This is a genomic window from Burkholderia sp. Ed8 (genome assembly GCF_040761425.1).
Taxonomy (GTDB): domain Bacteria; phylum Pseudomonadota; class Gammaproteobacteria; order Burkholderiales; family Burkholderiaceae; genus Burkholderia; species Burkholderia seminalis.
Window position 1 is genome coordinate 420,323 of the sequence record NZ_CP142886.1, and the last position, 25,927, is coordinate 446,249.

The following is a 25,927-nucleotide window of genomic DNA, read 5'->3' on the forward strand; positions in this document are numbered from 1 at the left end:
TCACGCGGCACGCAGCGCCCATTCGACATGCTCGCGCACGACCGGCGACGGATCGTCGGCCCGCGCGCGCAACGCGGCGACGATCGCGTCGCGCGCCGGCGGCGCGAGCCGGTCCGCGCCTGCGCGCAGCGCATTGCCGAGCCCGACCGCGAGATTGCGCAGCCAGCTTTCATAACCGATGCGCCGGATCGCACTGCCCTGCATCCGCGTATCGAACGTGTCCGCATCCCACGCGAACAGCTCGACGAGCGTCGCGCGGTCGAGACCGTGCCGCACGTCGAAATCGGCGACGGGCGCGGCCTGCGCGAACTTGTTCCACGGGCAGACGAGCTGGCAGTCGTCGCAGCCGTACACGCGATTGCCGATCATCGGCCGCAGCGCTTCGGGGATGCTGCCTTTCAGTTCGATCGTCAGGTACGAGATGCAGCGGCGCGCATCGACGCGATACGGCTCGACGATCGCGCCGGTCGGGCATGCGTCGATGCAGCGCGTACAGCTGCCGCAGTGCGCGCCGGGCGTCTCGGGCGCGGCGTCGGGCGCCGTGTGCGCGTCGGTCGGCAGCGGCAGGTCGACGTAGATCTCGCCGAGGAAGAACAGCGAACCGGCATCGCGCTGCAGCAGCAGCGTGTGCTTGCCGCGCCAGCCGACGCCGGCCTTCTGCGCGAGTTCGACCTCGAGCACCGGCGCCGAATCGGTGAACACGCGGTAGCCGAACGCGCCGATCTCGTGCTCGATGCGCTCCGCGAGCGTCTGCAGCCGGTTGCGCAGCACCTTGTGATAATCGCGGCCGCGTGCATAGATCGACACGACGGCCGCCTGCGGATCATCCAGCCGGGCGCGCTCGCGGGCGCGCCAGTCGTGCGGCACGAGCGCGCCGGGCGCGCCGCCGCGCGCATCGCCGGCGAGCGTTTCGGCCGGCAAATAGGCGAGCCGCACGGAAATCACGCGTCGCGTACCGGCCACAAGTTCGGCCGGGCGCGCGCGTTTCATCCCATGTTTCGCCATATAATCCATTTCGCCGTGGTATCCGGCTTCCAGCCAGGCGGCGAGGCCTGCTTCGGCATCCGAGAGATCGGTATCGCTGATGCCGATCGCCCCGAAACCCAATTCGCGCCCCCACGCCCTGATGCGCGCGGCGAGCGCAGTCAACGCCGCATCGTCGAGCGCGCACGGCGCCGCGCCTTCGGCACGAGTCGAAGGCCTGTCGGATGCGGCGAGTTCCGGTAATCGGTTCATCGCACTATTTTACGAGAATGCCAGCCACGTCCCATACGCCTCACGCCACCACGCTGCCCGCCCCGCTCGCGGAGCGCGTGATCGCACTCGCCGACGAAGCGGCGACCGAGGCATTCGGCACCCGCTTCGCGCACGCGCTCGACGCGGCGCGCATCGCGCTCGATCGCGCGCATGCGTTCGACGGGCTCCAGATCCAGCTGGTCGGCGATCTCGGCGCGGGCAAGACGACCCTCGTGCGCGCGATCCTGCGCGGCCTCGGCCATCAGGGCCGCGTGCGCAGCCCGACCTACACGCTCGTCGAGCCGTACGCGCTCGAACGCAGCGACGGGGAACTCGAGGTCTATCACTTCGATCTGTATCGATTCAACGATCCGGCCGAATGGTCCGACGCAGGCTTTCGCGAATATTTCAATTCGAGCGCGATCTGCCTGGTCGAATGGCCGCAACAGGCGGGCGCCCTGCTCGGCGTGCCCGATCTGGTTTTCTCGCTCGACGTGGATGGCGACGGCCGCGCCCTCACCGTCCGGGCGTACAGCGCTTCAGGAAAGGCATGTCTCGAAAGATGTTGATCAAACCGTTCCGCTCGATCGAATCGGCGGCCACCGCGACGCACAACTGGCGGCGCCGCCAGATCCTGCGCGCGGGTGCGTCGACGCTGGTGCTCGGTCTCGTCGCGCCGCGGCTCGCGCACGCATCGTCGGTGCTCGGCGTGCGCGTGTGGCCCGCGCGCGATTACACGCGCGTCACGATCGAATCCGACCAGCCGCTGCAGAATAGCCAACAGCTGCTGCAGGGTCCCGACCGTCTCGTCGTCGACCTGACCGGCCTCGATCTCGACCAGGCGCTGCGCGACCTCGTGTCGAAGATCGCGCCGAACGACCCGCAGATCCAGTCGGTGCGGGTCGGCCAGTATCAGCCGCACGTCGTGCGGATGGTGTTCGACCTGAAGGGCTCGGTGAAGCCGCAGGTGTTCACGCTGCCGCCCGTCGGCACCTACAAGTACCGGCTCGTGTTCGACCTGTATCCGGCCGTCGCGCCCGATCCGCTGTCCGACCTGATCGCGCAGACGGAACGCAAGGAGCAGGCGCTCAACGACACGACGCGCGCGCAGCAGATGCAACCGCCGACCACGCTGTCCGGCCCCGGCACGCCGCCCTCCACGGGCGACAACAGCGACGCGTTCTTCCAGCGTTTCGCGCAGAACACGCCGGCCGCGCCGCATACGCCGCCGGCCGCCGGCACGCCTTCGGCACCGCCGAAGCCGGCCGTCAAGCCGCCGCCCGTCATCGCGCGCCGCGACGACAGCGACGACGACGGCGACACCTACAAGTTCACCGCGCCGAAATCCGGCAAGGGCGGCACGGTGCGCCTGCTGACGGTCGCGATCGATCCGGGCCACGGCGGCGAGGATCCGGGCGCGATCGGCGGCGCCGGGACGTACGAGAAGCACATCGCGCTCGATATCGCGAAGAAGCTGCGCGCGAAGATCGACGGCGCGCCGAACATGCGCGCGATGATGACGCGCGACGCCGACTTCTTCGTACCGCTGAACGTGCGCGTGCAGAAGGCGCGCCGCGTCGGCGCCGACCTGTTCGTGTCGATTCACGCGGACGCGTTCACGACGCCGTCCGCGCGCGGCTCGTCGGTGTTCGCGCTGTCCGACCACGGCGCGACGAGCGCCGCGGCGCGCTGGATGGCGAACAAGGAAAACTCGTCGGACCTGATCGGCGGCATCAACATCAAGACGGCGGACGCGGCCGTGAACCGCGCGCTGTTCGACATGTCGACGACCGCGCAAATCCGCGACTCGCTGCGCTACGGCAACTACGTGCTGAAGGAAGTCGGCGGCATCAACAAGCTGCACAAGGGCTCGGTCGAGCAGGCCGGGTTCGCGGTGCTGAAGGCGCCCGACATTCCGTCGATCCTCGTCGAGACCGCGTTCATCAGCAACCCCGACGAAGAGCGCAGGCTCAACGACGACAGCTATCGCGACGAGATGGCCGACGCGATCTTCCGCGGCATCAAGCGTTACTTCGCCGCGAATCCGCCGCTCGCGAAGAACCGGATGGCCTGACGGCTGCCCCTTCCCTGCCGCCGGCACGCGTGGCGTGCCGGCGCGTCACGACGCCGCGAAGCGGCGCAGCACTTTCCCGCCGAACACGTTCACGGCGAGCCCGCCCATCACGAGCACGGTGCCGATCAGCTGCGTGCGCGTCAGATGTTCGTCGAGCAGCAGCGCCGACGACGCGAGCCCGACGACCGGCACCAGCAGCGAGAACTGCGCGACCTGCGCGGCCGGGTAACGCGACAGCAAGCGGCTCCACAGCCCGTAGCCGAGCAGCGTCGCGACGAACGCGAGATAGACGACCGCGAAGATCGATGCGCGGTCGAGCCCGGCGAGCGCGGTCGCGATGCGCTGCGGCCCCTCGAACCACAGCGACAGCAGGAAGAACGGCACGGGCGGCACGAGGCTCGCCCACACCACGAGCGACACGAGGTTCGCCTTCCCGACCTTCTTCGTGACGATATTGCCGAACGCCCACATCGCGGCCGAGCAGATCGTCAGCAGGAAGCCCGCGAGCGTCATCGCGCGGCCGCCCTGTGCGGCGATCACGACGAGCCCGCCGGCGGCGATCGCGAGCCCGACCAGGTTCTGCACACGGAGCCGCTCGCCGAGAAACAGCATCGCGAACACGAGCGTGAAGAACGCCTGCGACTGCAGCACGAGCGATGCGAGGCCGGCCGGCATGCCGACGTACATGCCGGTGAACAGGAACACGAACTGGCCGAGCTGGATCGTCGCGCCGTACAACACCAGCAGGCGCCACGGAATCCGCGGCCGGCGCACGAAAAACACCGCGGGCACGGCCGCGAGCGTGAAGCGCAGCGCGCCGAGCAGCATCGGCGGCATCCCGTGCAGGCCGACCTTGATCACGACGAAGTTCACACCCCACGCAAGGATCACGACCAGCGCGAGCAGCAAGTCCTTCGGGGCCATCATCGGCGTCTCCTCGATTCGAATCGTTGTGCAAAGCCCCCGTCCTGTCGCTTCGCGCCAGCCCCCGAGGGGGTCGGGAAAACCTGGGGCGGCCCGGCGTTTTCCCGAGAAGCGCGTCAGTCTACCGGGTTTCGCCGCGCGGCCCGATACCCGCGCGGCGCGCATGGAATCGACGGCGGGCGCCCAGTACAATGACCGGCATCCCCCGCCGCCCCACTGGAGCCGCCATGACCGACTCGATCAAAGCCCTGCTGAAGCCGCACGTGCGCGACATCGGCAACCTGCAGGTGCGCCGCACGCTGCCCGCACTCGCCGCGCGTCTCGTCGGCCCGTTCATCTTCTTCGATCACATGGGGCCGGCCACGCTGCCGGCCGGCACGGGGCTCGACGTGCGCCCGCATCCGCACATCGGGCTCGCGACCGTCACCTACCTGTTCGACGGCGCGATCCTGCACCGCGACAGCCTCGGCTCGCTGCAGGAAATCGTGCCGGGCGACGTGAACTGGATGACGGCCGGCCGAGGGATCGTCCACTCCGAACGCACGCCCGATGCGCAGCGCGCCAGCGGCCATACGGTGCACGGCATCCAGACCTGGGTCGCGCTGCCGCAGGCGCACGAGACGACCGAGCCGTCGTTCGAGCACCATGCGGCCGACACGCTGCCCAAGCGCAACGAAGACGGCGTGGCGCTGACGGTGATCGCCGGCGACGCATTCGGGCTGCGCTCGCCCGTCACGACGTTCTCGCGCACGCTGTACGTCGCGGCCGAATTCGCGGCCGGCGGCCGGCTCGAACTCGATGCGTCGCACGAGGAGCGCGCGGTCTATGTGGTCGACGGCGAGCTCGCGATCGACGGCACGCCGGTGCCGGCCGAACAGATGGCCGTGCTCGCGCCGGGCGCCACGGTCACGCTGACGAGCGGCAGCGGCGCGCGCGCGATGCTGCTCGGCGGCGACAAGATCGACGGCGAACGCTTCATCGAGTGGAATTTCGTCGCCAGCAGCCGCGACGCGATCGAGCGCGCGAAAGCAGCGTGGACGCGCCAGGAACTGGGCAAGGTGCCGGGCGAGACCGAGTGGATTCCGCTGCCCGAGCCGAAGCCGCGTTGAAAAAGGGGCGCGCCGCCCCCATCCTGACGATATTCGAACCGAAGAGAACGACATGGACACCACGCTTGCCACTTTCGAGAAAGACGTCATCGAGGCGTCGCTGGACACGCCCGTGCTGGTCGACTTCTGGGCGCCGTGGTGCGGCCCCTGCAAGACGCTCGGCCCGCTGCTGGAAAAGCTCGAAGCCGACTACGAAGGCCGCTGGAAGCTCGTGAAGGTCAACGTCGACGAGAACCAGGAACTGGCCGCGCACTTCCAGACGCGCAGCATCCCGCACGTGATCGCGTTCGCCGACGGCCGCCCGGTCGATCAATTCGTCGGCGTCCTGCCCGAAGGCCAGTTGCGCGCGTTCCTCGACCGGCTGCTGCCGGCGCCCGAGGAAGCCGAGCGCCGCGCCGCGCAATACGCGATCGCCGAGCAGCGCTACGACGATGCGCTCACGCACCTCGAAGCGGCGCTCGCGCTGAACCCCGGCTTCGACGACGCGCGCCTCGACCTGATCGAACTGCTGCTCGCGCACAACCAGGTCGACGCCGCGCGCGCCGAGACCGAGCGCCTGTCGCCGCAAACGGTGCAGAACGGCGATCCGCGCTACCAGGCGATCAAGACCCGATTCGATGCGCTCGACGCCACGGCCGACCTGCCGCCGACCGACGCGCTCGAAGCCCGCATCGCGGCGAACCCGGCCGACCTCGACGCGCGCTTCGACCTCGCGCAGAGCCTGATCGCGCGGCGCGCGTACGAAGGCGCGGTGGAGCAGTTGCTGGAAATCGTCAAGCGCGACCGCGCATACGGCGACGATCTCGGCCGCCGCACGTTGATCTCGGTGTTCGAGCTGGCCGGCGATCGCCCCGATCTCGTCGCCGGGTGGCGACGCAAGCTGAGCATGGCGCTCAACTGACCCGATACGGCGATTCAGCCGGGCCGCCACGGCCCGGCCGGACGCCGGATCGCTTGCGGCGCACGACTCGCGCCGCACCCTCAATCGTCGATGCGCGCGCGTCGCGCGCTCAGCCGGCGGCCCGCGCCGCGATCGCGCGCAGCGCATGCGCGGCGGCCGCGAACCCGAAGCTCGCGGTCACGCACACGCTCGAGCCGAATCCCGCGCAGTTGAGCCCCGCGACATGCGCGGCCGCGGACGGCTCGGCACCGTCCTCGAGGTCGCACGCGGCCGCTTCCGGATAGATCAGCGGCTCGTCCGAATACACGGCGCTGACCTTGAAACGCGCCTTCGGCCCGCGCGGAAAACCGTGCTGCTTGCGCAACTGCGCACGCACCTTCGACAGCAGCGGATCCTGGATCGTCAGCGCGAGATCGTCGATGCGGATGCGCGTCGGGTCGAGCTGGCCGCCCGCGCCGCCCACGACGATCAGCGGCTGCCGCTTCGCGACGCACCATGCGATCAGCGCGACCTTCGTGCGCACGCTGTCGATCGCATCGATCACGTAGTCGAAGCCGCCGCCGAGCAGCGCGTCGAAGTTGTCGGGCTCGACGAAATCCTCGATCCGGTTCACACGGCACGCGGGATCGATCAACGCGATCCGCTCGGCCATCGCGTCGACCTTCGGCTTGCCGTAATTGCCGTCGAGCGCGTGGATCTGCCGGTTCGTATTGCTTTCCGCGACGTTGTCGAGATCGATCAGCGTCAGCGTGCCGACCGCGTTGCGCGCGAGCGCCTCGGCCACCCACGACCCGACGCCGCCGATGCCGATCACCGCGACGTGCGCGCGCTCGAACGCGGCGGCCGCCGGCGCGCCGTACAGGCGCGCGACGCCGCCGAAGCGCCGCGCGCGATCCACGTCAAGCTGGATTTGCGGGGTCGGGGTAAGATCAGAAGAACTGGGCGGGGCAGCGTCGGCAGCGGACATGGCAGCAAGGAAAACGTAAGTCGTGCAGCCCTCTATTTTGCCTGAACTCCCCGCTCGCACGCGCCACTGTGCACGCACGATTCCCGCGCGTTCGCTATACTGGCCCCAGATTGAAGCGTTTGCATAACATGACGACTCTCGCCGATCTCCGCATCAACTATTCACGTGCTTCGCTCGACGAAGCCGATGCCGCCCCCAGCCCTTTCGCCCAGTTCGATCGCTGGTTCAAGGAGGCGCTCGCCGCCAAGCTGCCCGAGCCGAACACGATGACGCTCGCGACCGTCGGCGCCGACGGCCGGCCGTCGGCGCGGATCGTGCTCATCAAGGGCGTCGACGAGCGCGGGTTCGTCTTTTTCACCAATTACGAAAGCCGCAAGGGGCACGATCTCGCCGTGCATCCGCAAGCCGCGCTGCTGTTCTACTGGATCGAGCTCGAACGCCAGGTGCGCATCGAAGGCCGGATCGAGAAAACCAGTGCGGAAGAAAGCGACCGCTATTTCGCGTCGCGCCCGCTCGGCTCGCGCATCGGCGCATGGGCGTCCGACCAGAGCACCGTGATCGACAGCCGCGCGACGCTCGAAGCGCGCGAACAGGCCGTCAGCGAACGCTACGGCGACAACCCGCCGCGCCCGCCGCACTGGGGCGGCTACCGCCTCGTGCCCGACTCGATCGAGTTCTGGCAAGGGCGCCCGTCGCGGCTGCACGACCGCCTGCTCTATACGCGCGACGCCTCGACGGCGGCGGGCTGGACGATCTCGCGCCTGTCGCCGTAAGCGCGGCGCCGGCGCACGCCGGTCGTGTCTCGTGTTGCATCCGGGCGCCCGCTTCGCAAGCGGCGGGCGCCGGTCAAGATACTTGGCTGTATTCGATTCAACGAACAAACGGAGAATCCAAATGTTCTGGGAAAAGAAGCTGGCACAGTGGGCGGACGAAGTACGGGCGAAAGCGAACATACCGGCGCGCCTCGTGCTGTGGAACGGCGAGCAACTCGATTTCGGCACCTTCAGCGCACCGCAGGTCACGCTGAAGGTAAACAGCGCGTCGGCGTTGCCGCTGCTGCTCGAACCGAGCCTCGACAATCTCGGCGAGGCGTACGTGAAGGGCAAGATCGACATCGAAGGCAAGCTGTCGGACATCATCAACATCGGCTACTCGCTCGCCCGCAGCACCGTGACGAGCGCGAGCAAGCTCGCGCGCGTGAAACGCTACTTCAATCATTCGAAGAGCACCGACAAGAAGGCGATCCAGTACCACTACGACGTCTCGAACGCGTTCTACCAGTTGTGGCTCGACGAGAACATGGTGTACTCGTGCGCGTACTTCGAGAACGGCGACGAGGATCTCGCCACCGCGCAAATCAAGAAGATCGACCACATCCTGACGAAGATCCAGCTCGAGCCCGGCCAGCGCCTGCTCGACATCGGCTGCGGCTGGGGTGCGCTCGTGCTGCGCGCCGCGCAGAAGTTCGGCGCGACGTGTCTCGGCGTGACGCTGTCGCAGAACCAGTTCGACCTGGCGACCGCGCGTGTAAAGGCCGCGGGGCTGGAAGACAGGATCGAGATTCGTCTGCAGGATTACCGCGAGATCGAAGGCCAGTTCGACCGCATCACGAGCGTCGGGATGTTCGAGCACGTCGGCCGCAAGAACCTGCCGCTCTACTTCTCGCGCATCCATGACCTGCTCGCCGACGACGGCATCGCGATGAACCACGGGATCACGTCGACCGACGCGGAAAGCGGCGAGACGGCGCTCGGCGGCGGCGAATTCATCGACCGCTACGTGTTCCCGGACGGCGAGCTGCCGCACATCAGCCTCGCGCTCGAAGCGGCGCAGCGCGGCGGGCTCGAAGCGGTTGACGTCGAAAGCCTGCGCCGGCACTATGCGCGCACGCTCGACATCTGGACGGAAAACTTCGAGGCGAAGGCCGACCAGGCGAAAGCCCTCGTCGACGACGAAAAATTCCGCATCTGGCGCGTGTATCTTGCCGGCTGCGCGTATGCATTCGAGCACGACGACGTGTCGATCTTCCAGATCGTGTGCCGCAAGGCCGGACGCAGCGCGAAAACGCTGCCGTGGTCGCGGCGCTATATGTACGAACACGCGCTGCCGCGCTAGGCGGCGCTTCACGCTGGGCATGCATGGGTGACGGCAGGACGCGGCGCAAGACGCCGCCGGAACGACAGCAGCGCGACGACACGGACGGGTCGCACGCCGACGGGCAATTCGACCTGTTCGGCGTGCCGGCGGACGCGGCACGCGCGTCGCCGTCACCCACTGACGCCCCCCACCCCGCCCGCACCGATGAACCGGTGACGCCGCAGGCGCAGGACGAAGCGCCGCCGGCACCGCGTGCCCGGGCCCCCTCCCGCGCGGCCGACGACGAACCGGCACCGTCCTCGGGGCTGCTGTGGGACGAACCGTCGCCGCCCGCCGCGCCGCCGAAGAAGGGCCGGCGCAAGCGCGGCGTGCTGCCCGCGCCGATCTCGGCGGACGTTGCCGACGCCGCGGCCGGCCTGCCGCCGAACGTCCGGCTCGGCACGTCGTCGTGGTATTTCCCCGGCTGGAACGGCATCGTCTACGACGGCGATTTCACGCAGACGAAGCTGTCGCGCGAAGGGCTCGAAGCGTACGGCGCGCATCCGCTCCTCAGGAGCGTGAGCCTCGACCGGTCGTTCTACGGCCCGCTGTCGGTGGCCGACTACCTGCGCTACGCGCAGCAGGTGCCCGACGACTTCCGTTTCGTCGTGAAGGCGCCGGCCTCGGTGACCGACGCGGTGATCCGCGGCCGCCGCGGCGAACCGTCGGGACCGAACCCGACCTTCCTCGACGCCGCGCTCGCGACCCGCGAATTCGTGCAGCCATGCCTCGAAGGGCTCGGCCGGAAAGCCGGCGTGCTCGTGTTCCAGTTCTCGCCGCTGCCCGACCCGTTGCTTGCCGAACCGGCCGCGCTGATCGACCGGCTGACCGCGTTCTTCGCGGCGCTGCCGCCGCTCGCGCCGGCAGCCGACGGCCCGCGTTACGCGATCGAGATCCGTGACGCGAGCCTGCTCACGCCGCGCTTCATCCGCGCGCTCGCGTCGCTCGGCGTGCGCTACTGCGTCGGGCTGCACGCGCGAATGCCCGACCCGCTGCGCCAGGCCGCCGCGCTCGCGCTGCTCGACGGCGACGCACCGGGCCCGCTGATCGTGCGCTGGAGCCTGCACGGCGGCTTCAAGTACGAACAGGCGAAAGCGAAATACGAGCCGTTCGACAAACTCGTCGACGAGGATCCGGCCACGCGCTCGGCGCTCGCCGAACTGGCCGCGCGCTACGCGCTGGCCGGGCAGCCGGTGATCATCACGATCAACAACAAGGCGGAAGGCTCCGCGCCGCTGTCGTGCATCGCGCTCGCGCGCGAAATCGCCGCCGCGTGCGCGCAGTGGCGCAACGAGGCGGCGTAACGGAGGGGGCGTAACGCCCGGCCCGGCCGGCTACCCGCTTACGCGCCGCGCAGCGACTTCAGCCGGTGCGAGAACTTCTGCCGGAATTTCGCGAGCTTCGGCCCGATCACGACCGAGCAGTAGCCCTGCCCCGGGTTGCGCGCGTAATAGTTCTGGTGATAGTCCTCGGCCGGCCAGTAGTTGCCGTCGAGCGGCACGACCTGCGTGACGATCGGCTGGCCGAACACCTGCTCGCGCTCGAGCTCGCGGATCACGTCGAGCGCCGTGTCGCGCTGCGCATCCGAATGCGTGAACACGACCGACCGGTACTGCGTGCCGACGTCGTTGCCCTGCCGGTTCAGCTGGGTCGGATCGTGCGTCGCGAAGAAGATCTCGAGGATCTCGCGATACGCGATGCGCGCCGGATCGAACGTCACGTTGACGACTTCCGCGTGGCCCGTGTCGCCTTCGCAGATGTCGCGGTAGCCCGGATTGCGCGTATGGCCGCCCGCATAACCCGACTGGACGGCCGTCACGCCGTCGACGTCGAGAAACACGGCCTCCGTGCACCAGAAACACCCGCCTCCCAAAGTCGCGGTTTCAAGCATCTCGTTCCCCATGAATTCAGACCCTCGTTGATGACGGCCGCGGCACGCCCGTGCCGGCTGCCGCCGTTCCATCCCGCCGCCGCGCGGCCCGCGATGCGGGGCACGGCGACACTCCGGCAAGTATCTCACTCGCGCGCGAACCTGGCAGATTGCACAGGTGCCGCGCGCGACTCGCCGCACGTTTCTCGTCTACACTGAGGCACGCGCGAGCGGCGGCAAACCCGTCGCCGCGCACGCAGCGCCCGATGCATGCCCGACCCTGATGCAAACATCATCTGCCGGAACATCGATATGCACGCCTTAACAGAATTCGCCTGCGTCGCCCGCGTGGCCGTCGTCGCGCCGCGGGCCGCCGCTTCAACCGTACCAACGCCAGGCCACGCGTCCGTCCCGCCCCCGGCGCGGCGCTCCCGCGTATTGCCTTTACCGGCTTTCCCCGCTTTCACGATCTGATGCATGGCAACGCGCGTGGCACCGACACGTGCGTCCGCCTGCCGATCGCATCCGCCGGCACGATGCGCGCCGCGCGGCCATCCCGACCCGCACGCCCGCAACGAACGGCCGTGCGTTCACGATCCGAACCCATCGAGAGGGCATCACCATGAGCATGCGGCCTGACCCGACGTTTCATGCTTCACCCGAGCTTGCGATGCAGGCGCCGGCGGAGGAATTTGCCTATACGTTGTTGCTGAGCCCCGATTTTTCCAGACCCGACGCGCTCGCCGTGATCGACGTGAAGCCCGGATCGCCGACCTACGGAAAAATCGTGCATACGGTGACGATGCCGAACACCGGCGACGAGTTTCACCACTTCGGCTGGAATGCGTGCTCGTCGTCGCTGTCGCCGCTGACCGGCCATGCGTTCCTCGAGCGCCGCTTCCTGATCATCCCGGGCCTGCGCTCGTCGCGCATCTACGTGATCGATACGAAGCCGCACCCGACGCAGGCGCGCATCCACAAGATCATCGAGCCCGACGAGATCTTCGCGAAGACCGGCTACTCGCGCCCCCACACCGTGCATTGCGGCCCCGAAGGCATCTACGTGAGCACGCTCGGCGGCGCGGGCAAGGACGGCACCGACGGCGCGCCCGGCATCTTCATCATGGATTGCGAGACGTTCGACGTGCTCGGCCGCTGGGAGATCGACCGCGGCTCGCAGGACAAGCACTACGACTTCTGGTGGAACCTGCCGCGCGACTACATGGTGTCGAGCGAATGGGCGCTGCCGCCGCAGTTCGAGAACGGCATCGTCCCCGAGGACCTGCTCGCGAACAAGTACGGGCACCGGCTGCATTTCTGGGACCTGCGCGCGCGGCGCAACGTGCAGACGATCGATCTCGGCGCGCAGCACCAGATGGCGCTGGAGGTACGGCCCGCGCACGACCCGGCGCGCGAATACGGGTTCGTCGGCGTCGTGGTCGACACGACCAACCTCGAAGGCTCGATCTGGACCTGGTGGCGTGAGGACGGCAAGTTCCATGTGAAGAAGACCGCGACGATTCCCGCCGAGCCGGCCACGGCCGATGAGCTGCCGCCGCTGCTGCAGGGATTCGGCGCGGTGCCGCCGCTCGTGACCGACATCGACCTGTCGCTCGACGACCGCTTCCTGTACGTGTCGTGCTGGGGCACCGGCGAGATGCGCCAGTACGACGTGTCGGATCCGCACAATCCGGTGCTCGCGGGGTCGGTACGCATCGGCGGCATCGCGCGCCGTGCGCCGCACACGAACGGCCGCCGGTTCGCAGGCGGCCCGCAGATGGTCGAGATCAGCCGCGACGGCCGGCGCGTGTACTGGACCAATTCGCTGTATTCGACGTGGGACGACCAGTTCTATCCGGACGGCGTGCCGGGCGCGCAGGTGCTCGCGCATGCGGGGCCGGACGGCGGGCTGACGCTCGCCGGCGACTACTGGGTCGAATTCCCCGACGGCTATCGCGCGCACCAGATCCGGCTCGAAGGCGGCGACTGCTCGACCGACTCGTTCTGCTATCCGTCGGTCAGGCGTTGAACGCCGGCCTGCACGCGCAGGTCGCCCTGTGGGCGGCCGTGCTCGCGAGCGGCGTCTATCACGGGCTCAATCCCGCGATGGGCTGGCCGCTCGCGGTATCGAACGCGCTGATGACGCGCCGCGGCACCGCGCTCGTCGCGGCGCTCGGCTATCTCGCGCTCGGCCATGCGCTCGCGGTCTTCGCGGTGATGCTGCCGTTCGGGCTGCTCGCCGCGCTGCTCGCGTGGCAGTCGGCGATCCGGATCGGCGCGAGCGCGCTCGTGATCGGCTTCGGCGCCGTGCTGCTGATCCGGCGCCGGCACCCGCGCGCGCTCGCGCGAATCCCGCCGGCGCGGCTCGGCCTGTGGTCGTTCGCGGTCGCGATCGCGCACGGCGCGGGGCTGATGCTGGTGCCGGTCTACCTCGGGCTGTGCGGCCTCGACCGCGATGCGGGCCACCGCGCCGCGACCGTGCTCGTCGATGCGCATCTCGGGATGGCACTCGTCGTCGCGGCCGTGCACGCGGCCGCGATGATCGCCGCGGGCGGCGGGCTCGCATGGCTCGTGTACCGCTATCTCGGGCTGAAGTTCGTGTCGCGGAGCTGGTTCAATCTCGATGCCGTGTGGGCATCGAGCCTGATCGTGACGGGCGCGCTGTCGCTCGGACTGGCGGCGGCGCGATAGCGCGGGAGCGACGGCCGGCAGGATGCGCCGGCGCGGCACCCGAACGGGCACGACGGCCAGGCCGCCCACCCGCGGCAGCGCATCCCGCCGCGCGACGCAGTGTTCGCTATGCCACCCTGCCCCCGCGATGCGCCGTCCGGCCGGGCCCGCCAGCCCCGATTCCGCTAAAATCGGGCCATGCGCACCCCTTCCCAATCGACCGCCTTGTCGCCTTTCGTCCGCCGTGCCCGCGCCACCCGCGTCGCGCCGCGCCTGCCTGTCTCGTTCCGGATGGTGGCCCGATGAGCCGCGCCAACCCGCCGGATTTCGATGCGGCCGCCTTCCGGCAGGCACTCGGCCAGTTCGCGACGGGCGTGACGGTGATCACGACGCGCGCACCGTCCGGGCAGCTGATCGGCATCACCGCGAGCTCGTTCAACTCGGTTTCACTCGATCCGCCGCTGGTGCTGTGGAGTCTCGCGCACAAATCGGCGTCGACGCCCGTGTTCCGCGGCAACAGTCATTACGTGGTGAACGTGCTCGCGGCGTCGCAGCTCGACCTGTGCAAGCGCTTCTCGACCTACAAGGGCGACCGCTTCGAAGGGATCGCGCATGCGGCCGGCAACTCGGGGATGCCGGTGCTCGACGGCGCGCTCGCGTGGTTCGAATGTCACAACCGCAGCCGCTACGACGAAGGCGACCACGTGATCTTCGTCGGCGAAGTCGAACGCTGCGGCGTGCGTGCGGTATCGGACGCGACCCCGCCGCTGGTGTTCCACGGCGGCGGCTTCCACGGCCTCACACCGCTTTGATCGCCCCCGTGCGCGCCAGCCCGACCGGCGCGCCGGCTTCATCCTTCAGCGTCTGCAGCACGATGTTCGAACGGATGTCCATCACGCCCGGCGCCTTGTAGAGCCGGTTCAGCACGAAATCCGAATAGTGCTTGAGGTTGTGCGCGAGCACGCGCAGCAGATAGTGGCTCTCGCCGGTCACGACGAACGCGCCGACCACCTCCGGCCATTCGCGCAGCGCTTCCGCGAAGCGCTCGTGCCATTGATTCTCTTCGTTGCGCATCGACACCTGTACGAACGCCTCGAGCTCGAAGCCGAGCTTCTCGCGGCTCAGGCACGCGCGATAGTGCTCGATCACGCCCTGCTCCTCGAGCAGGCGCATGCGGCGCAGGCAGGCGGACGGCGAAAGCGAAATGCGTTCCGCCAGGTCGAGATTGCTGATTCTGCCCTCCTCCTGCAGTACCGCCAGAATCCGGCAGTCGGTGGCATCGAGCGTGATCGCGTGCATTTTTGGTCCCCGTTTTCCCTCTCAGTCGAATTATCTGCCAATCCGGCGGATTGTCCATGTTTATTTCGCAAGCACTTTCTGCGAGCGTCCACCTATCATTCGAAGCATCGACTCACCGATTCGTCATGCCATGGACACCCTCTGGGACATCTCGCCGCCTGTCAGCCCCGCCACGCCCGTGTGGCCGGGCGATACGCCGGTTTCCGTCGAACGCGTATGGCGGATGGAAGCCGGCTCGCCGGTCAACGTCGCGCGCGTGACGCTGTCGCCCCACACCGGCGCGCACTGCGATGCGCCGCTGCATTACGACGCCGACGGCGCGCCGATCGGCGCCGTGCCGCTCGACACCTATCTCGGCCCGTGCCGCGTGATCCATTGCATCGGCGCATCGCCGGTCGTGCAGCCGGCCGACATCGCGGCCGCGCTCGACGGCGTGCCGCCGCGCGTGCTGCTGCGCACCTGTGCGCGCGCCAGCGTCGAGCAGTGGGACAGCGATTTCTGCGCGGTCGCGCCCGCGGCCGTCGACCTGCTCGCCGCCCGCGGCGTGAAGCTGATCGGCATCGATACGCCGTCGCTCGACCCGCAGGAATCGAAGACGATGGACGCGCATCACCGCGTGCGCGCGCACCGGATGGCGATCCTCGAAGGCATCGTGCTCGACGACGTGCCGCCCGGCGACTACGAACTGATCGCGCTGCCGCTGAAATTCGCGACGCTCGACGCGAGCCCCGTGCGCGCGGTGCTGCGCGCGCTGCCCGCGCATGCTTCCTGATTACCCCGACCCACGACCCCACATCATGATCAAGACCCGTGAAGACGCGCTCGCGCTCGACCGCGACGACCCGCTTGCCCCGCTGCGCGACCAGTTCTCGCTGCCCGACGGTGTGATCTACCTCGACGGCAACTCGCTCGGCGCGCAGCCCCGCGCGTCGGCCGCGCGTGCGCAGCAGGTGATCGGCGCCGAATGGGGCGAAGGCCTGATCCGCAGCTGGAACACGGCCGGCTGGTTCGCGCTGCCGCGCCGTCTCGGCGACAAGCTCGCGACGCTGATCGGCGGCGCGCCCGGCGAAACGGTCGTCACCGATACCATCTCGATCAACCTGTTCAAGCTGCTGTCGGCGATGCTGCGCCACCAGGCCGGGCGCGCGCCCGAACGCCGCGTGATCGTGTCGGAACGCTCGAACTTCCCGACCGACCTGTATATCGCGCAGGGGCTGATCGAACAGCTCGGCGGCGCTTACGAGCTGCGCCTGATCGACGATCCGGCCGACCTGCCCGCCGCGCTCGGCGCGGACACGGCCGTCGCGATGATCACGCACGTGAACTACCGCACCGGCTACATGCACGACATGCCGGCCGTCACGCAGCTCGTGCACGACGCGGGCGCGCTGATGCTGTGGGATCTCGCGCACTCGGCCGGCGCGGTGCCGGTCGACCTGAACGGCGCGCGCGCGGACGGCGCGGTCGGCTGCACGTACAAGTACCTGAACGGCGGCCCGGGCTCGCCCGCGTTCGTGTGGGTGCCGCAGCGCCATCACGCGCATTTCTCGCAGCCGCTGTCCGGCTGGTGGGGCCACCGCGCGCCGTTCGCGATGCAGCCGGGCTTCGCGCCCGATCCGGGCATCGCGCGCTTCCTGTGCGGCACGCAGCCGATCGTGTCGATGTCGATGGTCGAATGCGGGCTCGACGTGTTCCTGCAGACCGACATGCAGGCGATCCGCCGCAAGTCGCTCGCGCTGATCGATGCGTTCATCGCGCTCGTCGAAGCACGCTGCGCGGGCTTGTCGCTGAAGCTCGTCACGCCGCGCGCGCATCACCAGCGCGGCTCGCAGGCGAGCTTCGAACATCCGCACGGCTACGAAGTGATGCAGGCGCTGATCGCGCGCGGCGTGATCGGCGACTACCGCGAGCCGTACGTGCTGCGCTTCGGCTTCACGCCGCTCTATACGCGCTTCGCCGACGTGTGGGACGCCGTCGAAACGCTGCGCGACATCCTCGCCACCGACGCGTGGAAGGCGCCCGAGTTCGCCGAACGCGGCGCGGTGACCTGACCGTCATTACCCGGCGCGCGCCGCGCGTTCGTCATTCAAATCTGGAGAGAGTCGTGAATTCTGGTCATATGCAGCCACCCGGCGACGACGCGCCGGCGGGTTGCCCGTTCTCGGGCGCACGCGCCCCCCAACCGGCACCGGCCGCGCACGAAGCGCCGCACGTGCCCGGCGATGCCGGCTGGCACAACGCGCAACTCGATTTCTCGAAGTCGATGAGCTATGGCGACTACCTGTCGCTGAATTCGATCCTCGATGCGCAACATCCGCTGTCGCCCGATCACAACGAGATGCTGTTCATCATCCAGCATCAGACGAGCGAGCTGTGGATGAAGCTCGCGCTGTTCGAGCTGCGCGGCGCGCTCGACGCGGTGCGCACCGACGCGCTGCCGCCCGCGTTCAAGATGCTCGCGCGCGTGTCGCGCATCCTCGAGCAACTGGTGCAGGCGTGGAACGTGCTGTCGACGATGACGCCGTCCGAATACTCGGCGATGCGCCCGTACCTCGGCCAGTCGTCGGGCTTCCAGTCGTACCAGTATCGCCAGCTCGAATTTCTGCTCGGCAACAAGAACGCGCAGATGCTGCAGCCGCATGCGCACCGGCCCGACCTCCTCGAACAGGTGCGCGCGACGCTCGAAGCGCCGTCGTTCTACGACGAAGTCGTGCGCCTGCTCGCGCGGCGCGGGTTCCCGATCGCGGCGCAACGGCTCGATCGCGACTGGACGCAGCCGACACGGCACGACGAGACGGTCGAAGCCGCATGGCTCGAGGTGTATCGCCACCCGCAGCAGCACTGGGAGCTGTACGAGATGGCGGAGGAACTCGTCGATCTCGAGGATGCGTTCCGCCAGTGGCGCTTCCGTCACGTGACGACGGTCGAGCGCATCATCGGCTTCAAGCAGGGCACGGGCGGCACGAGCGGCGCGCCGTACCTGCGCAAGATGCTCGACGTCGTGCTGTTCCCCGAACTCTGGCACGTGCGCACCACGCTGTAACGCCCGTCATGCGCCCGCCGTCACGACGACGTGCGGGCCGCCCCCTGCCTTCATGCGGCCGCACGCCGCCGACACCGTTTTCCCATCCGGCCCTTTGCGCGCGCGGCTCCCGCGCCGTGCCCGCGCCGCCGCAGTGCACCATCGAAATGCCGTTTCCCCGCCTTGACTTTCGCTCGCCCGAATACGATCATTCGCTCACATAAAGAGCAAATGATCGTATTCGACTGAGAAGACTGGCACGAACAGGAGACAACGGATGAGCGAATCGCCCTCCGCCCGCGCGCCCGTGCTGCTGCACATCGGCGCTGGCTCGTTTCACCGCGCGCACCAGGCGTGGTATCTGCATCGCGTGAACGCGGCCGTCCCGGCCGACGAACGCTGGTCGCTGACCGTCGGCAACATCCGCGACGACATGCGCGCGACGATGGACGCGCTCGCCGCACAGCACGGCGCCTACACGCTCGAAACCGTCACGCCGCAAGGCGAGCGTGCGTACGAGACGATCCGCGCGATCACGCGCGTGCTGCCGTGGTCGATCGACCTCGCCGCGCTGGTCGACGCCGGTGCCGATCCGGCCTGCCGGATCGTGTCGTTCACCGTCACCGAAGGCGGCTACTACCTCGACGAACACAACCGGCTCGACGTCGCGAACGCCGATCTGGCGGCCGACCTGCAGGGCGCGCGCACGACGCTGTACGGCGCGCTCGCGGCGCTGCTCGCCGAACGCGTGAAGCGCGGCGCGGGCCCGCTCACGCTGCAGAGCTGCGACAACCTGCGCAACAACGGCGCGCGCTTTCGCGCGGGGATGCGCGAATTTCTCGAACGGCGCGGCGAAACGGCTCTTCTCGCGTGGTTCGACGCGCACGTCGCGACGCCGAGCGCGATGGTCGACCGCATCACGCCGCGCCCGACCGCCGACGTGCGCGAACGCGTGCGCGCGGCCACCGGCATCGACGATGCGTGCCCGGTGATGGGCGAATCGTTCATCCAGTGGGTGATCGAGGACCGCTTCGCGGCCGGCCGGCCGCGCTGGGAACTGGCCGGCGCCGAGCTCGTCGACGACGTGCACCCGTACGAGGAAGCGAAGATCCGCATCCTCAACGCGACGCACAGCTGCATCGCGTGGGCCGGCACGCTCGCGGGCTACACCTACATTCACGAAGGCACGCACGACGCGGCGATCCGCCGCTTCGCGCACGACTACGTGACGCAGGACGTGATCCCGTGCCTGAGCCCGAGCCCGCTCGATCTCGCGCGCTACCGCGACGTCGTGCTCGAACGCTTCGGCAACCCGTACGTGCTCGACACCAACCAGCGCGTCGCGGCCGACGGCTTCTCGAAGATCCCCGGCTTCATCGCGCCGACGCTCGTCGAATCGTTCGCACGCGGCGCGGCGCCGGTGGCCACCGCCGTGCTGCCCGCGTTGTTCCTGCGCTTTCTCGAACGCTGGGCGCGCGGCCTGCTGCCGTATGCGTACCAGGACGGCGTGATGGACGACGGCGCCGCGCGGGCGATCGCCGAAGCCGACGACCCGGTCGTCGCGCTGGGCGCGAGCCGCGCGCTGTGGGGCTCGCTCGCCGGCAACGCGGCGCTGTTCGAGGCGCTGCGCGGCGCGCTCGCGCGGGTCGACGCATGGCTGGCGCAGCGCTGACGCGCATCCGGGCGAACCTGCCTTGGCACGTGCGCTGCCGCGCGGCTAAAGTAGCGACTCCCCACTGACGGAACGGATCGCTCATGTATCTCGGCATCGACCTCGGCACCTCGGAAGTGAAGGTATTGCTGCTGGCCCCCGACGGCACGGTCGTCGGCACGGCCGGCACGCCGTTCACCGTGTCGCGGCCGCATCCGCGCTGGGCGGAACAGCATCCGGACGACTGGTGGCAAGGCACGCTCGCCGCGCTCGCCACGTTGCGCGAGCGGCACCCGCACGCGTTCGCGCAGGTGCGCGGCATCGGCCTGTCGGGGCAGATGCACGGCGCCGTGCTGCTCGGCCGCGACGATCGCGTGCTGCGCCCGGCGATCCTGTGGAACGACATGCGCAGCGCCGACGAATGCGCGCTGCTCACCGAGCGCGCGCCCGATCTCCATGCACTGGCCGGCAATCTCGCGATGCCGGGCTTCACCGCACCGAAACTGCTGTGGGTCGCGAAGCACGAACCCGACGTGTTCGCCGCCACCGCATGCGTGCTGATGCCGAAGGACTACCTGCGGTTCCGGATGACCGGCGCGAAAGTGTCCGACCCGTCGGACGCGGCCGGCACGCTGTGGCTCGACGTCGCGCGCCGCGACTGGTCCGACGCGTTGCTCGCCGCCTGCGACATGACGCGCGACCAGATGCCGCGCATCGTCGAGGGCAACGCGCCGTCCGGCACGCTGCGCGCGGACGTCGCACGCACGCTCGGGCTGTCGGAGGCCGTCGTGGTCGCGGGCGGCGGCGGCGACAACGCGACGAGCGCGCTCGGCATCGGCGCGATCCACGCGGGCGACGGCTTCGTGTCGCTCGGCACGTCGGGCGTGCTGAGCGTGGTCGGCGACCGCTTCATGCCGAACCCCGCGTCCGCCGTCCATGCGTTCTGCCATGCGATTCCCGATCGCTGGCAATTGATGAGCGTCGTGCTGTCGGCCGCGAGCTGCCTGCGCTGGGTCTGCAAGCTGACGGGCACCGACGAGCCCGCGCTGCTCGCCGAAGTCGAAGCGCTCGACGCCGACGCGCTCGCGACGGCGCCGCTGTTCCTGCCCTACCTGTCCGGCGAACGCACGCCGCACAACGACCCGTATGCGCAGGGCGTGTTCTTCGGCATGACGCATGCGACCGAGCGCGCGCATCTCGGCTACGCGGTGCTCGAAGGCGTGACGCTCGGCCTCGCCGACGGCCTCGACGCATTGCATGCGGCCGGCGTCGAAACCGACCAGCTGTCGCTGATCGGCGGCGGCGCGCGCAGCGCGTTCTGGGCGCAATTGCTCGCCGACGCGCTGAACGTGCGCACGCGCCAGATCGGCGGCGGCGAAACGGGCGCGGCGCTCGGTGCGGCGCGGCTCGGCTGGCTGGCCGTCGGCGGTGATCCGCACACGGTGCTGACCAAGCCGCCGGTGCGTGCCGAATACGCGCCGGACGCCGCCCGCCATGCACGGCTGCGCGAACGCCTCGACGCATTCCGCTCGCTGTACCGTCACGTACAGCCGCTGTACGAACCGTCGCGCACGCGGCTCGCATAGGCGCGACCGCGAGGCAGCGCACGACATGCGTTACAGTGGACGCCGTCGTGCGGCCTGCCGGCCGGCCCGCGGGGCGGCCCCCTGATCCAAACCGAATCGCTATCGTGTCCAAGTCCTCAGAAAAACTCGATCTCGCCACCCGTGCCGCGTGGCTCTACTACGTCGCGGGCGACACGCAGAACGAAATCGCCGAGAAGCTGCAGGTCTCGCGCCCGGTCGCGCAGCGCCTCGTCGCGTTCGCGGTCGAGAAGAACCTGATCCGCGTGCGCGTCGATCACCGGCTCGCCGACTGCCTCGATCTCGGCGCGCAGCTGTCGAAACGCTACGGCCTCGCGATGTGCGAAGTCGTGCCCGTCGATGCCGATGCGCCCGACGCGATCGACCGCAAGCTCGCGGTCGCCGGCGCGCAGGTAATGGAGCGCTACCTGAACGAAACACGGCCGATGGTGATCGCGGTCAGCAGCGGCCGCACGCTGAAGGCCGCGGTCGCGCAGATCGCGCAGATCGACCGCCCGCAGCACAGGCTCGTGTCGATGGTCGGCGCGATCGCGGCCGACGGTTCGTCGAACCGCTACGACGTCGCGCAGTACATCTCCGAGAAAACCGGCAGCAAGCATTTCCTGCTGCCCGCGCCGCTGTTCGCCGACAGCGACGCCGAGCGCGCGCAGTGGTGCAATCACCGGCTGTACCGGATCGTCGAGGCGCTGTCGGGCCAGGCCGACGTCGCGTTCGTCGGGATCGGCAACATCGGGCCGCACTGCCCGCTCTACGAAGACGGCTTCATCACCGAACAGGAACGCGACGAGATGACCGCGCTCGGCGCGGTGGCCGAGCTGCTCGGCGTGCCGATCGACGCGCAGGGTACGCAGATCACGGTGTCGACCAGCGCGCGCGTGACGAGCGTCGCACTCGCGACGCCGCCGAAGCTGCCGACGATCGCGTTCGCCGGCGGCCCGAAGAAACATGACGCGGTGATCGCCGCGCTGCGCGGCGGCTGGCTGTCGGGGCTCGTCACCGACGAAACCTGCGCGCGCGCCGCGCTCGCCGCGAAGGCAGCCTGACGCCGCCGGTGCCGCCCGCTCAGGCCGCGCGCGGCGCCGGGAACGCGTGCCGGCGCGCGCGCCACGCGCCGATCCACGCGGCCGCCAGCAGCGCGACGAGCACCCACGGAATCGCGCCGGCGCCCGTCGCGCCGAGCAGCATCCCGCCCGCGATGCCGCCGCCGGCGATCGCGAGGTTCCACACCGTCACGAGCATCGACTGCGCGACGTCGGCCGATTCCCCCGCCGCGTTCGCGGCGGCCGTCTGGAACAGCGTCGGCGCGCCGCCGAACGCGAGCCCCCACAGCGCGACGCCCGCATAGACGATCGCCATCCCGGACCCGGCGCCGAGCATCAGCGCCGCAAGCGCGAACAGCGCGATGCTGGCGAGCGTCAGCCGTCGTTGCGCGGCGCCGATCCATGCGCCCGTCAGCGCGATGCCGGCCAGCGACGCGAGGCCGAACACGAACAGCACCACATCGACCTGCGCGCCCATCCGCACGCCTGCCAGGAACGGCGCGACATACGTGTACAGCATGTTGTGCGCGAGCACGTACGCGAACATCACGGTCAGCACCGGCCGCACGCCGGGCAGCATCATCACGCCAAGCACGGGCTCGCGCGCGCCGGCGGGCTGCCCCGCGTAATCGGGCACGCGCAGACGGATCCAGCCGATCAGCGCGAGCGCCGCCAGCGTGATCAGCGCGAACGCGACGCGCCAGCCGAGCGCCGCGCCCAGCGCGGTACCGGCCGGAATGCCAACCGACATCGCGACCGGCGCGCCGAGCATCGCCACCGCGATCGCACGGCCGCGCAGCGACGCATCGACCATCCGGCTCGCGTAGCCGGCCAGCAGCGCCCACAGCAGCCCCGCCGCCATGCCGGCGACGAAGCGCGCCACGAGCGTGAGCGCGTAGTATGGCGACACGGCCGTCAGCGCGTTCGACACGACGAAGCCGGCGAGCGCCGCGAGCAGCAGGCGGCGCCGGCGCATCGCGCGCGTCGCGGCGACAAGCGGGATCGCCGCGACGATCGAGCCGAGCGCATACACGGTCACGAGCTGGCCGATCAGCGCCTCGGGCACGCGCAGGTCGGCGCTCATCAACGGCAGCAGGCCGGCCGGCAGCGCTTCGGTGAGGATCGTGATGAAGGCGGCGGTGGCGAGCGCCAGCAGGTTCGCGACCGGCAGGCGCTCGGCCGCCTGCACCGGGCGGCCGGCAACGCGGCTGTCCATCGACGGGCAATCGCTCATGACGCGCTCCCGGTTTCGACGCGACGGGCGGTGACAGGCAGGAATGACATGGCGTGACCTCGAACGGTGAAGGAACGCCCATCGTAGGGAGCCGGCGCGGGAAGAAAAACCGGGGTAGAGTTCCGGACAATCCGGACATCGATGTCCGCAATCGGGAACCGGCATGGAAAATCTGGGCGGCTTCGTCGTGTTCGTTCAGGTCGCGGAAACGCGCAGCTTCGTCGCGGCCGGCCGCGCGCTCGGGCTGTCGGCATCGGCGATCGGCAAGCGCATCGCGCGGCTTGAGGCGCGCCTGAACGTGCGGCTCTTTCACCGCAGCACGCGCAGCATCACGCTGACGGCCGAAGGCGCGCGTTTTCTCGAACGGTGCCGGCGCGTGATCGCCGAGCTCGACGCGGCCGAACAGGAACTGACGCACAGTGCCGAAGCGCCGCGCGGGCGGCTGCGCGTGAGCCTGCCGACGATCGGCACGCTGCTGCTGCCGGTGCTCGCCGATTTCATGGCCGCGTATCCGGAGATCGAGCTCGACATCGATTTCAGCGACCGGCTCGTCGACGTCGTCGACGAAGGATTCGACGCGGTGCTGCGCACCGGCCAGCCGTCGGACTCGCGGCTGTCGTCGCGGCTGCTCGGCCATTTCCGCCAGCACCTCGTCGCGTCGCCCGCCTATCTCGACCGGCACGGCACGCCGCGCACGCCGGCCGATCTCGCGCGTCACCGCTGCCTGCACTACCGCTTCCCGAGCAGCGGCCGGCTCCAGACCTGGCCGCTGCGCGTGCCGCGTCACGGCCCGCCGCCCGAGGTGCCGGTCACGATGGTCAGCAACAGCGCGGAAGCGCGCCTGTGCTTCGTGCTGCGCGGGCGCGGCATCGCGTGCCTGCCGGAGTTCTTCGTGCACGACGCGCTGGCCGACGGCACGCTGCGCACGGTGCTCGACGAGCACGTCGCGAGCCGCACGCCGTTCCATGTGCTGTGGCCGTCGGGCCGGCACCCGACGCCGAAGCTGCGCGCGTTCGTCGACTACCTGGCCGACCACCTGCGCATCTGAGCGGCGCGGGCGGCGGTCGTCACGCGGCCTTCGCGTGCGCGCTCAGCCGACGGAACGCGTGGCCTTGCTCGTCGAACAGGTGGCAGTGCTCGGCCTGCGCATGCACGCGCAGCGCCTCGCCGGTGCGGTACGTGTCGAGCGGCGGAATCCGCGCGATCAGCCCGTCCGGCGCGGCGGCCGACTCTGCATACAGATAGGCGGCATCGCCGAGCGACTCGACCGCCATCGTCCGCGCGGCCACCCCGTCCGCGGCGGCGTCGACCAGCAGGTGCTCGGGCCGCACGCCGACGGTCACCGCGGCGCCGCGCTGCAGCGCGCTCGCGTCCACCGCCACGCGCTGCGTCTCGCCGCTGTCGAAGCGCACGAGCACGCCGCCCGCGTCGGCCGATTCGACCGTGCCCTTCAGGAAGTTCATCTTCGGCGAGCCGATGAAGCCCGCGACGAACTGGTTCGCCGGCGCGTGATACAACGTGTTCGGCGTGCCAACCTGCTGCACCGCGCCGCCCGACAGCACGACGATCTTGTCCGCGAGCGTCATCGCCTCGACCTGGTCGTGCGTCACGTAGATCATCGTCGTCTTCAGCTCGTCGTGCAGCCGCGCGAATTCCAGCCGCATCTTCACGCGCAAGGCGGCGTCGAGGTTCGACAGCGGTTCGTCGAACAGGAACACCTTGGGCTTGCGCGTGATCGCGCGGCCGATCGCGACGCGCTGCCGCTGGCCGCCCGACAGCTGCTTCGGCTTGCGGTCGAGCAGGTGATCGATGTGCAGGATCTTCGCGGCCTGCTTCACGGCCTGGTCGATCTCGGGCTTCTTCGCGCCCGCGAGCTTCAGGCCGAACGCCATGTTGTCGTACAGCGTCATGTGCGGGTACAGCGCATACGACTGGAACACCATCGCGATGCCGCGCTTCGCGCTCGGCACGTCGTTGACCTTCGCGCCGTCGATCAGCAGGTCGCCGTTCGAAATGTCCTCGAGGCCCGCGATCATCCGCATCAGCGTGGATTTGCCGCAGCCGCTCGGCCCGACGAACACGACGAATTCGCCGTCGGCGATGTCGAGGTTGACGTTGCGCAGCACTTCGGTGTCGTCGTAGCGCTTCGCGATGTTGCGCAGGAGCACGCTTGCCATGATCTGTCTCCAT

General features: G+C 69.4%; 24 protein-coding genes. 17 read left to right on the forward strand and 7 right to left on the reverse strand.

The features are described 5' to 3' along the window. On the reverse strand, positions 1-1,236 hold the full coding sequence (gene queG, locus VXM69_RS15880; protein ID WP_034190551.1) for a tRNA epoxyqueuosine(34) reductase QueG: 1,236 nt from the start codon (positions 1,234-1,236) through the stop codon (positions 1-3). Positions 1,237-1,253: 17 nt separating this feature from the next. Here queG and tsaE point away from each other — a divergent pair, with 17 nt between their 5' ends. Beyond that, positions 1,254-1,805 carry a tRNA (adenosine(37)-N6)-threonylcarbamoyltransferase complex ATPase subunit type 1 TsaE gene (gene tsaE / locus VXM69_RS15885; RefSeq protein ID WP_034190550.1) on the forward strand — a complete coding sequence of 184 codons (552 nt, stop codon included), beginning with the start codon at positions 1,254-1,256 and terminating at the stop codon, positions 1,803-1,805. Next, positions 1,787-3,310 (forward strand): N-acetylmuramoyl-L-alanine amidase, encoded by a 1,524-nt coding sequence (locus VXM69_RS15890; RefSeq protein ID WP_034190549.1) that lies wholly within the window; start codon positions 1,787-1,789, stop codon positions 3,308-3,310. The genes tsaE and VXM69_RS15890 overlap by 19 nt, the downstream gene beginning before the upstream one ends. Before the next feature lie 45 nt (positions 3,311-3,355). On the opposite strand, the gene VXM69_RS15895 is transcribed toward VXM69_RS15890, so the two are convergent. Then, positions 3,356-4,234 carry an EamA family transporter gene (locus tag VXM69_RS15895; RefSeq protein WP_175028951.1) on the reverse strand — a complete coding sequence of 293 codons (879 nt, stop codon included), beginning with the start codon at positions 4,232-4,234 and terminating at the stop codon, positions 3,356-3,358. Between the two features lie 227 nt (positions 4,235-4,461). On the opposite strand from VXM69_RS15895, the gene VXM69_RS15900 reads away from it, so the two are divergent. Then, entirely contained in the window at positions 4,462-5,343 is an 882-nt protein-coding gene (locus VXM69_RS15900) for a pirin family protein (RefSeq protein ID WP_367189876.1), read from the forward strand. 52 nt (positions 5,344-5,395) lie between these two features. Further along, positions 5,396-6,244 (forward strand): thioredoxin, encoded by an 849-nt coding sequence (gene trxA, locus VXM69_RS15905; RefSeq protein ID WP_034190546.1) that lies wholly within the window; start codon positions 5,396-5,398, stop codon positions 6,242-6,244. A gap of 109 nt (positions 6,245-6,353) precedes the next feature. Here trxA and VXM69_RS15910 read toward each other — a convergent pair whose 3' ends face one another. Beyond that, on the reverse strand, positions 6,354-7,211 hold the full coding sequence (locus VXM69_RS15910; protein WP_034190545.1) for a ThiF family adenylyltransferase: 858 nt from the start codon (positions 7,209-7,211) through the stop codon (positions 6,354-6,356). A gap of 128 nt (positions 7,212-7,339) precedes the next feature. Between VXM69_RS15910 and pdxH the strand changes: the two genes are divergently transcribed. The 3 genes from pdxH (at position 7,340) to VXM69_RS15925 (ending at position 10,651) form a co-directional block, all read left to right on the forward strand. Beyond that, positions 7,340-7,984 carry a pyridoxamine 5'-phosphate oxidase gene (gene pdxH, locus VXM69_RS15915; RefSeq protein WP_124670948.1) on the forward strand — a complete coding sequence of 215 codons (645 nt, stop codon included), beginning with the start codon at positions 7,340-7,342 and terminating at the stop codon, positions 7,982-7,984. Positions 7,985-8,105: 121 nt separating this feature from the next. Beyond that, a complete protein-coding gene (locus tag VXM69_RS15920; protein ID WP_034190543.1) occupies positions 8,106-9,326 on the forward strand; it encodes a cyclopropane-fatty-acyl-phospholipid synthase family protein in 1,221 nt (406 codons plus the stop codon). Positions 9,327-9,349: 23 nt separating this feature from the next. Further along, complete coding sequence (locus tag VXM69_RS15925; protein WP_367189877.1) at positions 9,350-10,651, forward strand: DUF72 domain-containing protein; 1,302 nt, start codon at positions 9,350-9,352, stop codon at positions 10,649-10,651. A gap of 38 nt (positions 10,652-10,689) precedes the next feature. On the opposite strand, the gene msrA is transcribed toward VXM69_RS15925, so the two are convergent. Beyond that, positions 10,690-11,250 carry a peptide-methionine (S)-S-oxide reductase MsrA gene (msrA, locus tag VXM69_RS15930; protein WP_034190541.1) on the reverse strand — a complete coding sequence of 187 codons (561 nt, stop codon included), beginning with the start codon at positions 11,248-11,250 and terminating at the stop codon, positions 10,690-10,692. Positions 11,251-11,839: 589 nt separating this feature from the next. On the opposite strand from msrA, the gene VXM69_RS15935 reads away from it, so the two are divergent. The 3 genes from VXM69_RS15935 to VXM69_RS15945 all read left to right on the forward strand — a co-directional run bounded on the left by VXM69_RS15935 (position 11,840) and on the right by VXM69_RS15945 (position 14,699). Continuing rightward, positions 11,840-13,246, forward strand: coding sequence for a selenium-binding protein SBP56-related protein (locus tag VXM69_RS15935; RefSeq protein ID WP_367189878.1), 1,407 nt, complete (start codon positions 11,840-11,842; stop codon positions 13,244-13,246). Then, positions 13,243-13,908: a hypothetical protein gene (locus VXM69_RS15940; RefSeq protein ID WP_034190539.1), complete on the forward strand. Its 666-nt coding sequence runs from the start codon at positions 13,243-13,245 to the stop codon at positions 13,906-13,908. The genes VXM69_RS15935 and VXM69_RS15940 overlap by 4 nt, the downstream gene beginning before the upstream one ends. 281 nt (positions 13,909-14,189) lie before the next feature. Next, positions 14,190-14,699 (forward strand): flavin reductase family protein, encoded by a 510-nt coding sequence (locus VXM69_RS15945; protein ID WP_069707051.1) that lies wholly within the window; start codon positions 14,190-14,192, stop codon positions 14,697-14,699. Here the strand turns inward: VXM69_RS15945 and VXM69_RS15950 are convergent. Next, on the reverse strand, positions 14,686-15,186 hold the full coding sequence (locus tag VXM69_RS15950; RefSeq protein ID WP_006477992.1) for an Lrp/AsnC family transcriptional regulator: 501 nt from the start codon (positions 15,184-15,186) through the stop codon (positions 14,686-14,688). The two genes, VXM69_RS15945 and VXM69_RS15950, sit on opposite strands and share 14 nt — an antisense overlap. A gap of 130 nt (positions 15,187-15,316) precedes the next feature. Here VXM69_RS15950 and kynB point away from each other — a divergent pair, with 130 nt between their 5' ends. From kynB to VXM69_RS15980, 6 genes are all read left to right on the forward strand, one after another. Continuing rightward, complete coding sequence (gene kynB / locus VXM69_RS15955) at positions 15,317-15,958, forward strand: arylformamidase (RefSeq protein WP_034190537.1); 642 nt, start codon at positions 15,317-15,319, stop codon at positions 15,956-15,958. Positions 15,959-15,986: 28 nt separating this feature from the next. After that, entirely contained in the window at positions 15,987-17,237 is a 1,251-nt protein-coding gene (gene kynU / locus VXM69_RS15960; protein ID WP_367190189.1) for a kynureninase, read from the forward strand. Positions 17,238-17,305: 68 nt separating this feature from the next. Further along, positions 17,306-18,229, forward strand: a complete 924-nt coding sequence (gene kynA, locus VXM69_RS15965) for a tryptophan 2,3-dioxygenase (protein ID WP_367190190.1) — start codon at positions 17,306-17,308, stop codon at positions 18,227-18,229. Positions 18,230-18,485: 256 nt separating this feature from the next. Further along, entirely contained in the window at positions 18,486-19,880 is a 1,395-nt protein-coding gene (dalD, locus tag VXM69_RS15970; protein WP_034190534.1) for a D-arabinitol 4-dehydrogenase, read from the forward strand. Between the two features lie 83 nt (positions 19,881-19,963). Then, positions 19,964-21,445, forward strand: a complete 1,482-nt coding sequence (xylB, locus tag VXM69_RS15975) for a xylulokinase (protein WP_367189879.1) — start codon at positions 19,964-19,966, stop codon at positions 21,443-21,445. Positions 21,446-21,492: 47 nt separating this feature from the next. Next, a complete protein-coding gene (locus VXM69_RS15980) occupies positions 21,493-22,506 on the forward strand; it encodes a sugar-binding transcriptional regulator (protein WP_080287921.1) in 1,014 nt (337 codons plus the stop codon). Between the two features lie 19 nt (positions 22,507-22,525). On the opposite strand, the gene VXM69_RS15985 is transcribed toward VXM69_RS15980, so the two are convergent. After that, a complete protein-coding gene (locus VXM69_RS15985; RefSeq protein WP_367189880.1) occupies positions 22,526-23,737 on the reverse strand; it encodes an MFS transporter in 1,212 nt (403 codons plus the stop codon). Positions 23,738-23,900: 163 nt separating this feature from the next. Here VXM69_RS15985 and VXM69_RS15990 point away from each other — a divergent pair, with 163 nt between their 5' ends. After that, positions 23,901-24,785 carry a LysR family transcriptional regulator gene (locus VXM69_RS15990; protein WP_034190530.1) on the forward strand — a complete coding sequence of 295 codons (885 nt, stop codon included), beginning with the start codon at positions 23,901-23,903 and terminating at the stop codon, positions 24,783-24,785. A gap of 19 nt (positions 24,786-24,804) precedes the next feature. Here the strand turns inward: VXM69_RS15990 and VXM69_RS15995 are convergent, their stop codons facing one another. After that, positions 24,805-25,914, reverse strand: a complete 1,110-nt coding sequence (locus tag VXM69_RS15995; RefSeq protein WP_034190529.1) for an ABC transporter ATP-binding protein — start codon at positions 25,912-25,914, stop codon at positions 24,805-24,807. Positions 25,915-25,927: the final 13 nt, after the last annotated feature.

Coding starts and splice junctions, on each gene's coding strand:
- queG (WP_034190551.1), bottom strand. CDS start 1,236: ATGAACCGATTACCGGAACTCGCCGCATCCGACAGGCCTTCGACTCGT.
- tsaE (WP_034190550.1), top strand. CDS start 1,254: ATGCCAGCCACGTCCCATACGCCTCACGCCACCACGCTGCCCGCCCCG.
- VXM69_RS15890 (WP_034190549.1), top strand. CDS start 1,787: ATGTCTCGAAAGATGTTGATCAAACCGTTCCGCTCGATCGAATCGGCG.
- VXM69_RS15895 (WP_175028951.1), bottom strand. CDS start 4,234: ATGGCCCCGAAGGACTTGCTGCTCGCGCTGGTCGTGATCCTTGCGTGG.
- VXM69_RS15900 (WP_367189876.1), top strand. CDS start 4,462: ATGACCGACTCGATCAAAGCCCTGCTGAAGCCGCACGTGCGCGACATC.
- trxA (WP_034190546.1), top strand. CDS start 5,396: ATGGACACCACGCTTGCCACTTTCGAGAAAGACGTCATCGAGGCGTCG.
- VXM69_RS15910 (WP_034190545.1), bottom strand. CDS start 7,211: ATGTCCGCTGCCGACGCTGCCCCGCCCAGTTCTTCTGATCTTACCCCG.
- pdxH (WP_124670948.1), top strand. CDS start 7,340: ATGACGACTCTCGCCGATCTCCGCATCAACTATTCACGTGCTTCGCTC.
- VXM69_RS15920 (WP_034190543.1), top strand. CDS start 8,106: ATGTTCTGGGAAAAGAAGCTGGCACAGTGGGCGGACGAAGTACGGGCG.
- VXM69_RS15925 (WP_367189877.1), top strand. CDS start 9,350: ATGGGTGACGGCAGGACGCGGCGCAAGACGCCGCCGGAACGACAGCAG.
- msrA (WP_034190541.1), bottom strand. CDS start 11,250: ATGGGGAACGAGATGCTTGAAACCGCGACTTTGGGAGGCGGGTGTTTC.
- VXM69_RS15935 (WP_367189878.1), top strand. CDS start 11,840: ATGAGCATGCGGCCTGACCCGACGTTTCATGCTTCACCCGAGCTTGCG.
- VXM69_RS15945 (WP_069707051.1), top strand. CDS start 14,190: ATGAGCCGCGCCAACCCGCCGGATTTCGATGCGGCCGCCTTCCGGCAG.
- VXM69_RS15950 (WP_006477992.1), bottom strand. CDS start 15,186: ATGCACGCGATCACGCTCGATGCCACCGACTGCCGGATTCTGGCGGTA.
- kynB (WP_034190537.1), top strand. CDS start 15,317: ATGGACACCCTCTGGGACATCTCGCCGCCTGTCAGCCCCGCCACGCCC.
- kynA (WP_367190190.1), top strand. CDS start 17,306: ATGCAGCCACCCGGCGACGACGCGCCGGCGGGTTGCCCGTTCTCGGGC.
- dalD (WP_034190534.1), top strand. CDS start 18,486: ATGAGCGAATCGCCCTCCGCCCGCGCGCCCGTGCTGCTGCACATCGGC.
- xylB (WP_367189879.1), top strand. CDS start 19,964: ATGTATCTCGGCATCGACCTCGGCACCTCGGAAGTGAAGGTATTGCTG.
- VXM69_RS15985 (WP_367189880.1), bottom strand. CDS start 23,737: ATGAGCGATTGCCCGTCGATGGACAGCCGCGTTGCCGGCCGCCCGGTG.
- VXM69_RS15990 (WP_034190530.1), top strand. CDS start 23,901: ATGGAAAATCTGGGCGGCTTCGTCGTGTTCGTTCAGGTCGCGGAAACG.
- VXM69_RS15995 (WP_034190529.1), bottom strand. CDS start 25,914: ATGGCAAGCGTGCTCCTGCGCAACATCGCGAAGCGCTACGACGACACC.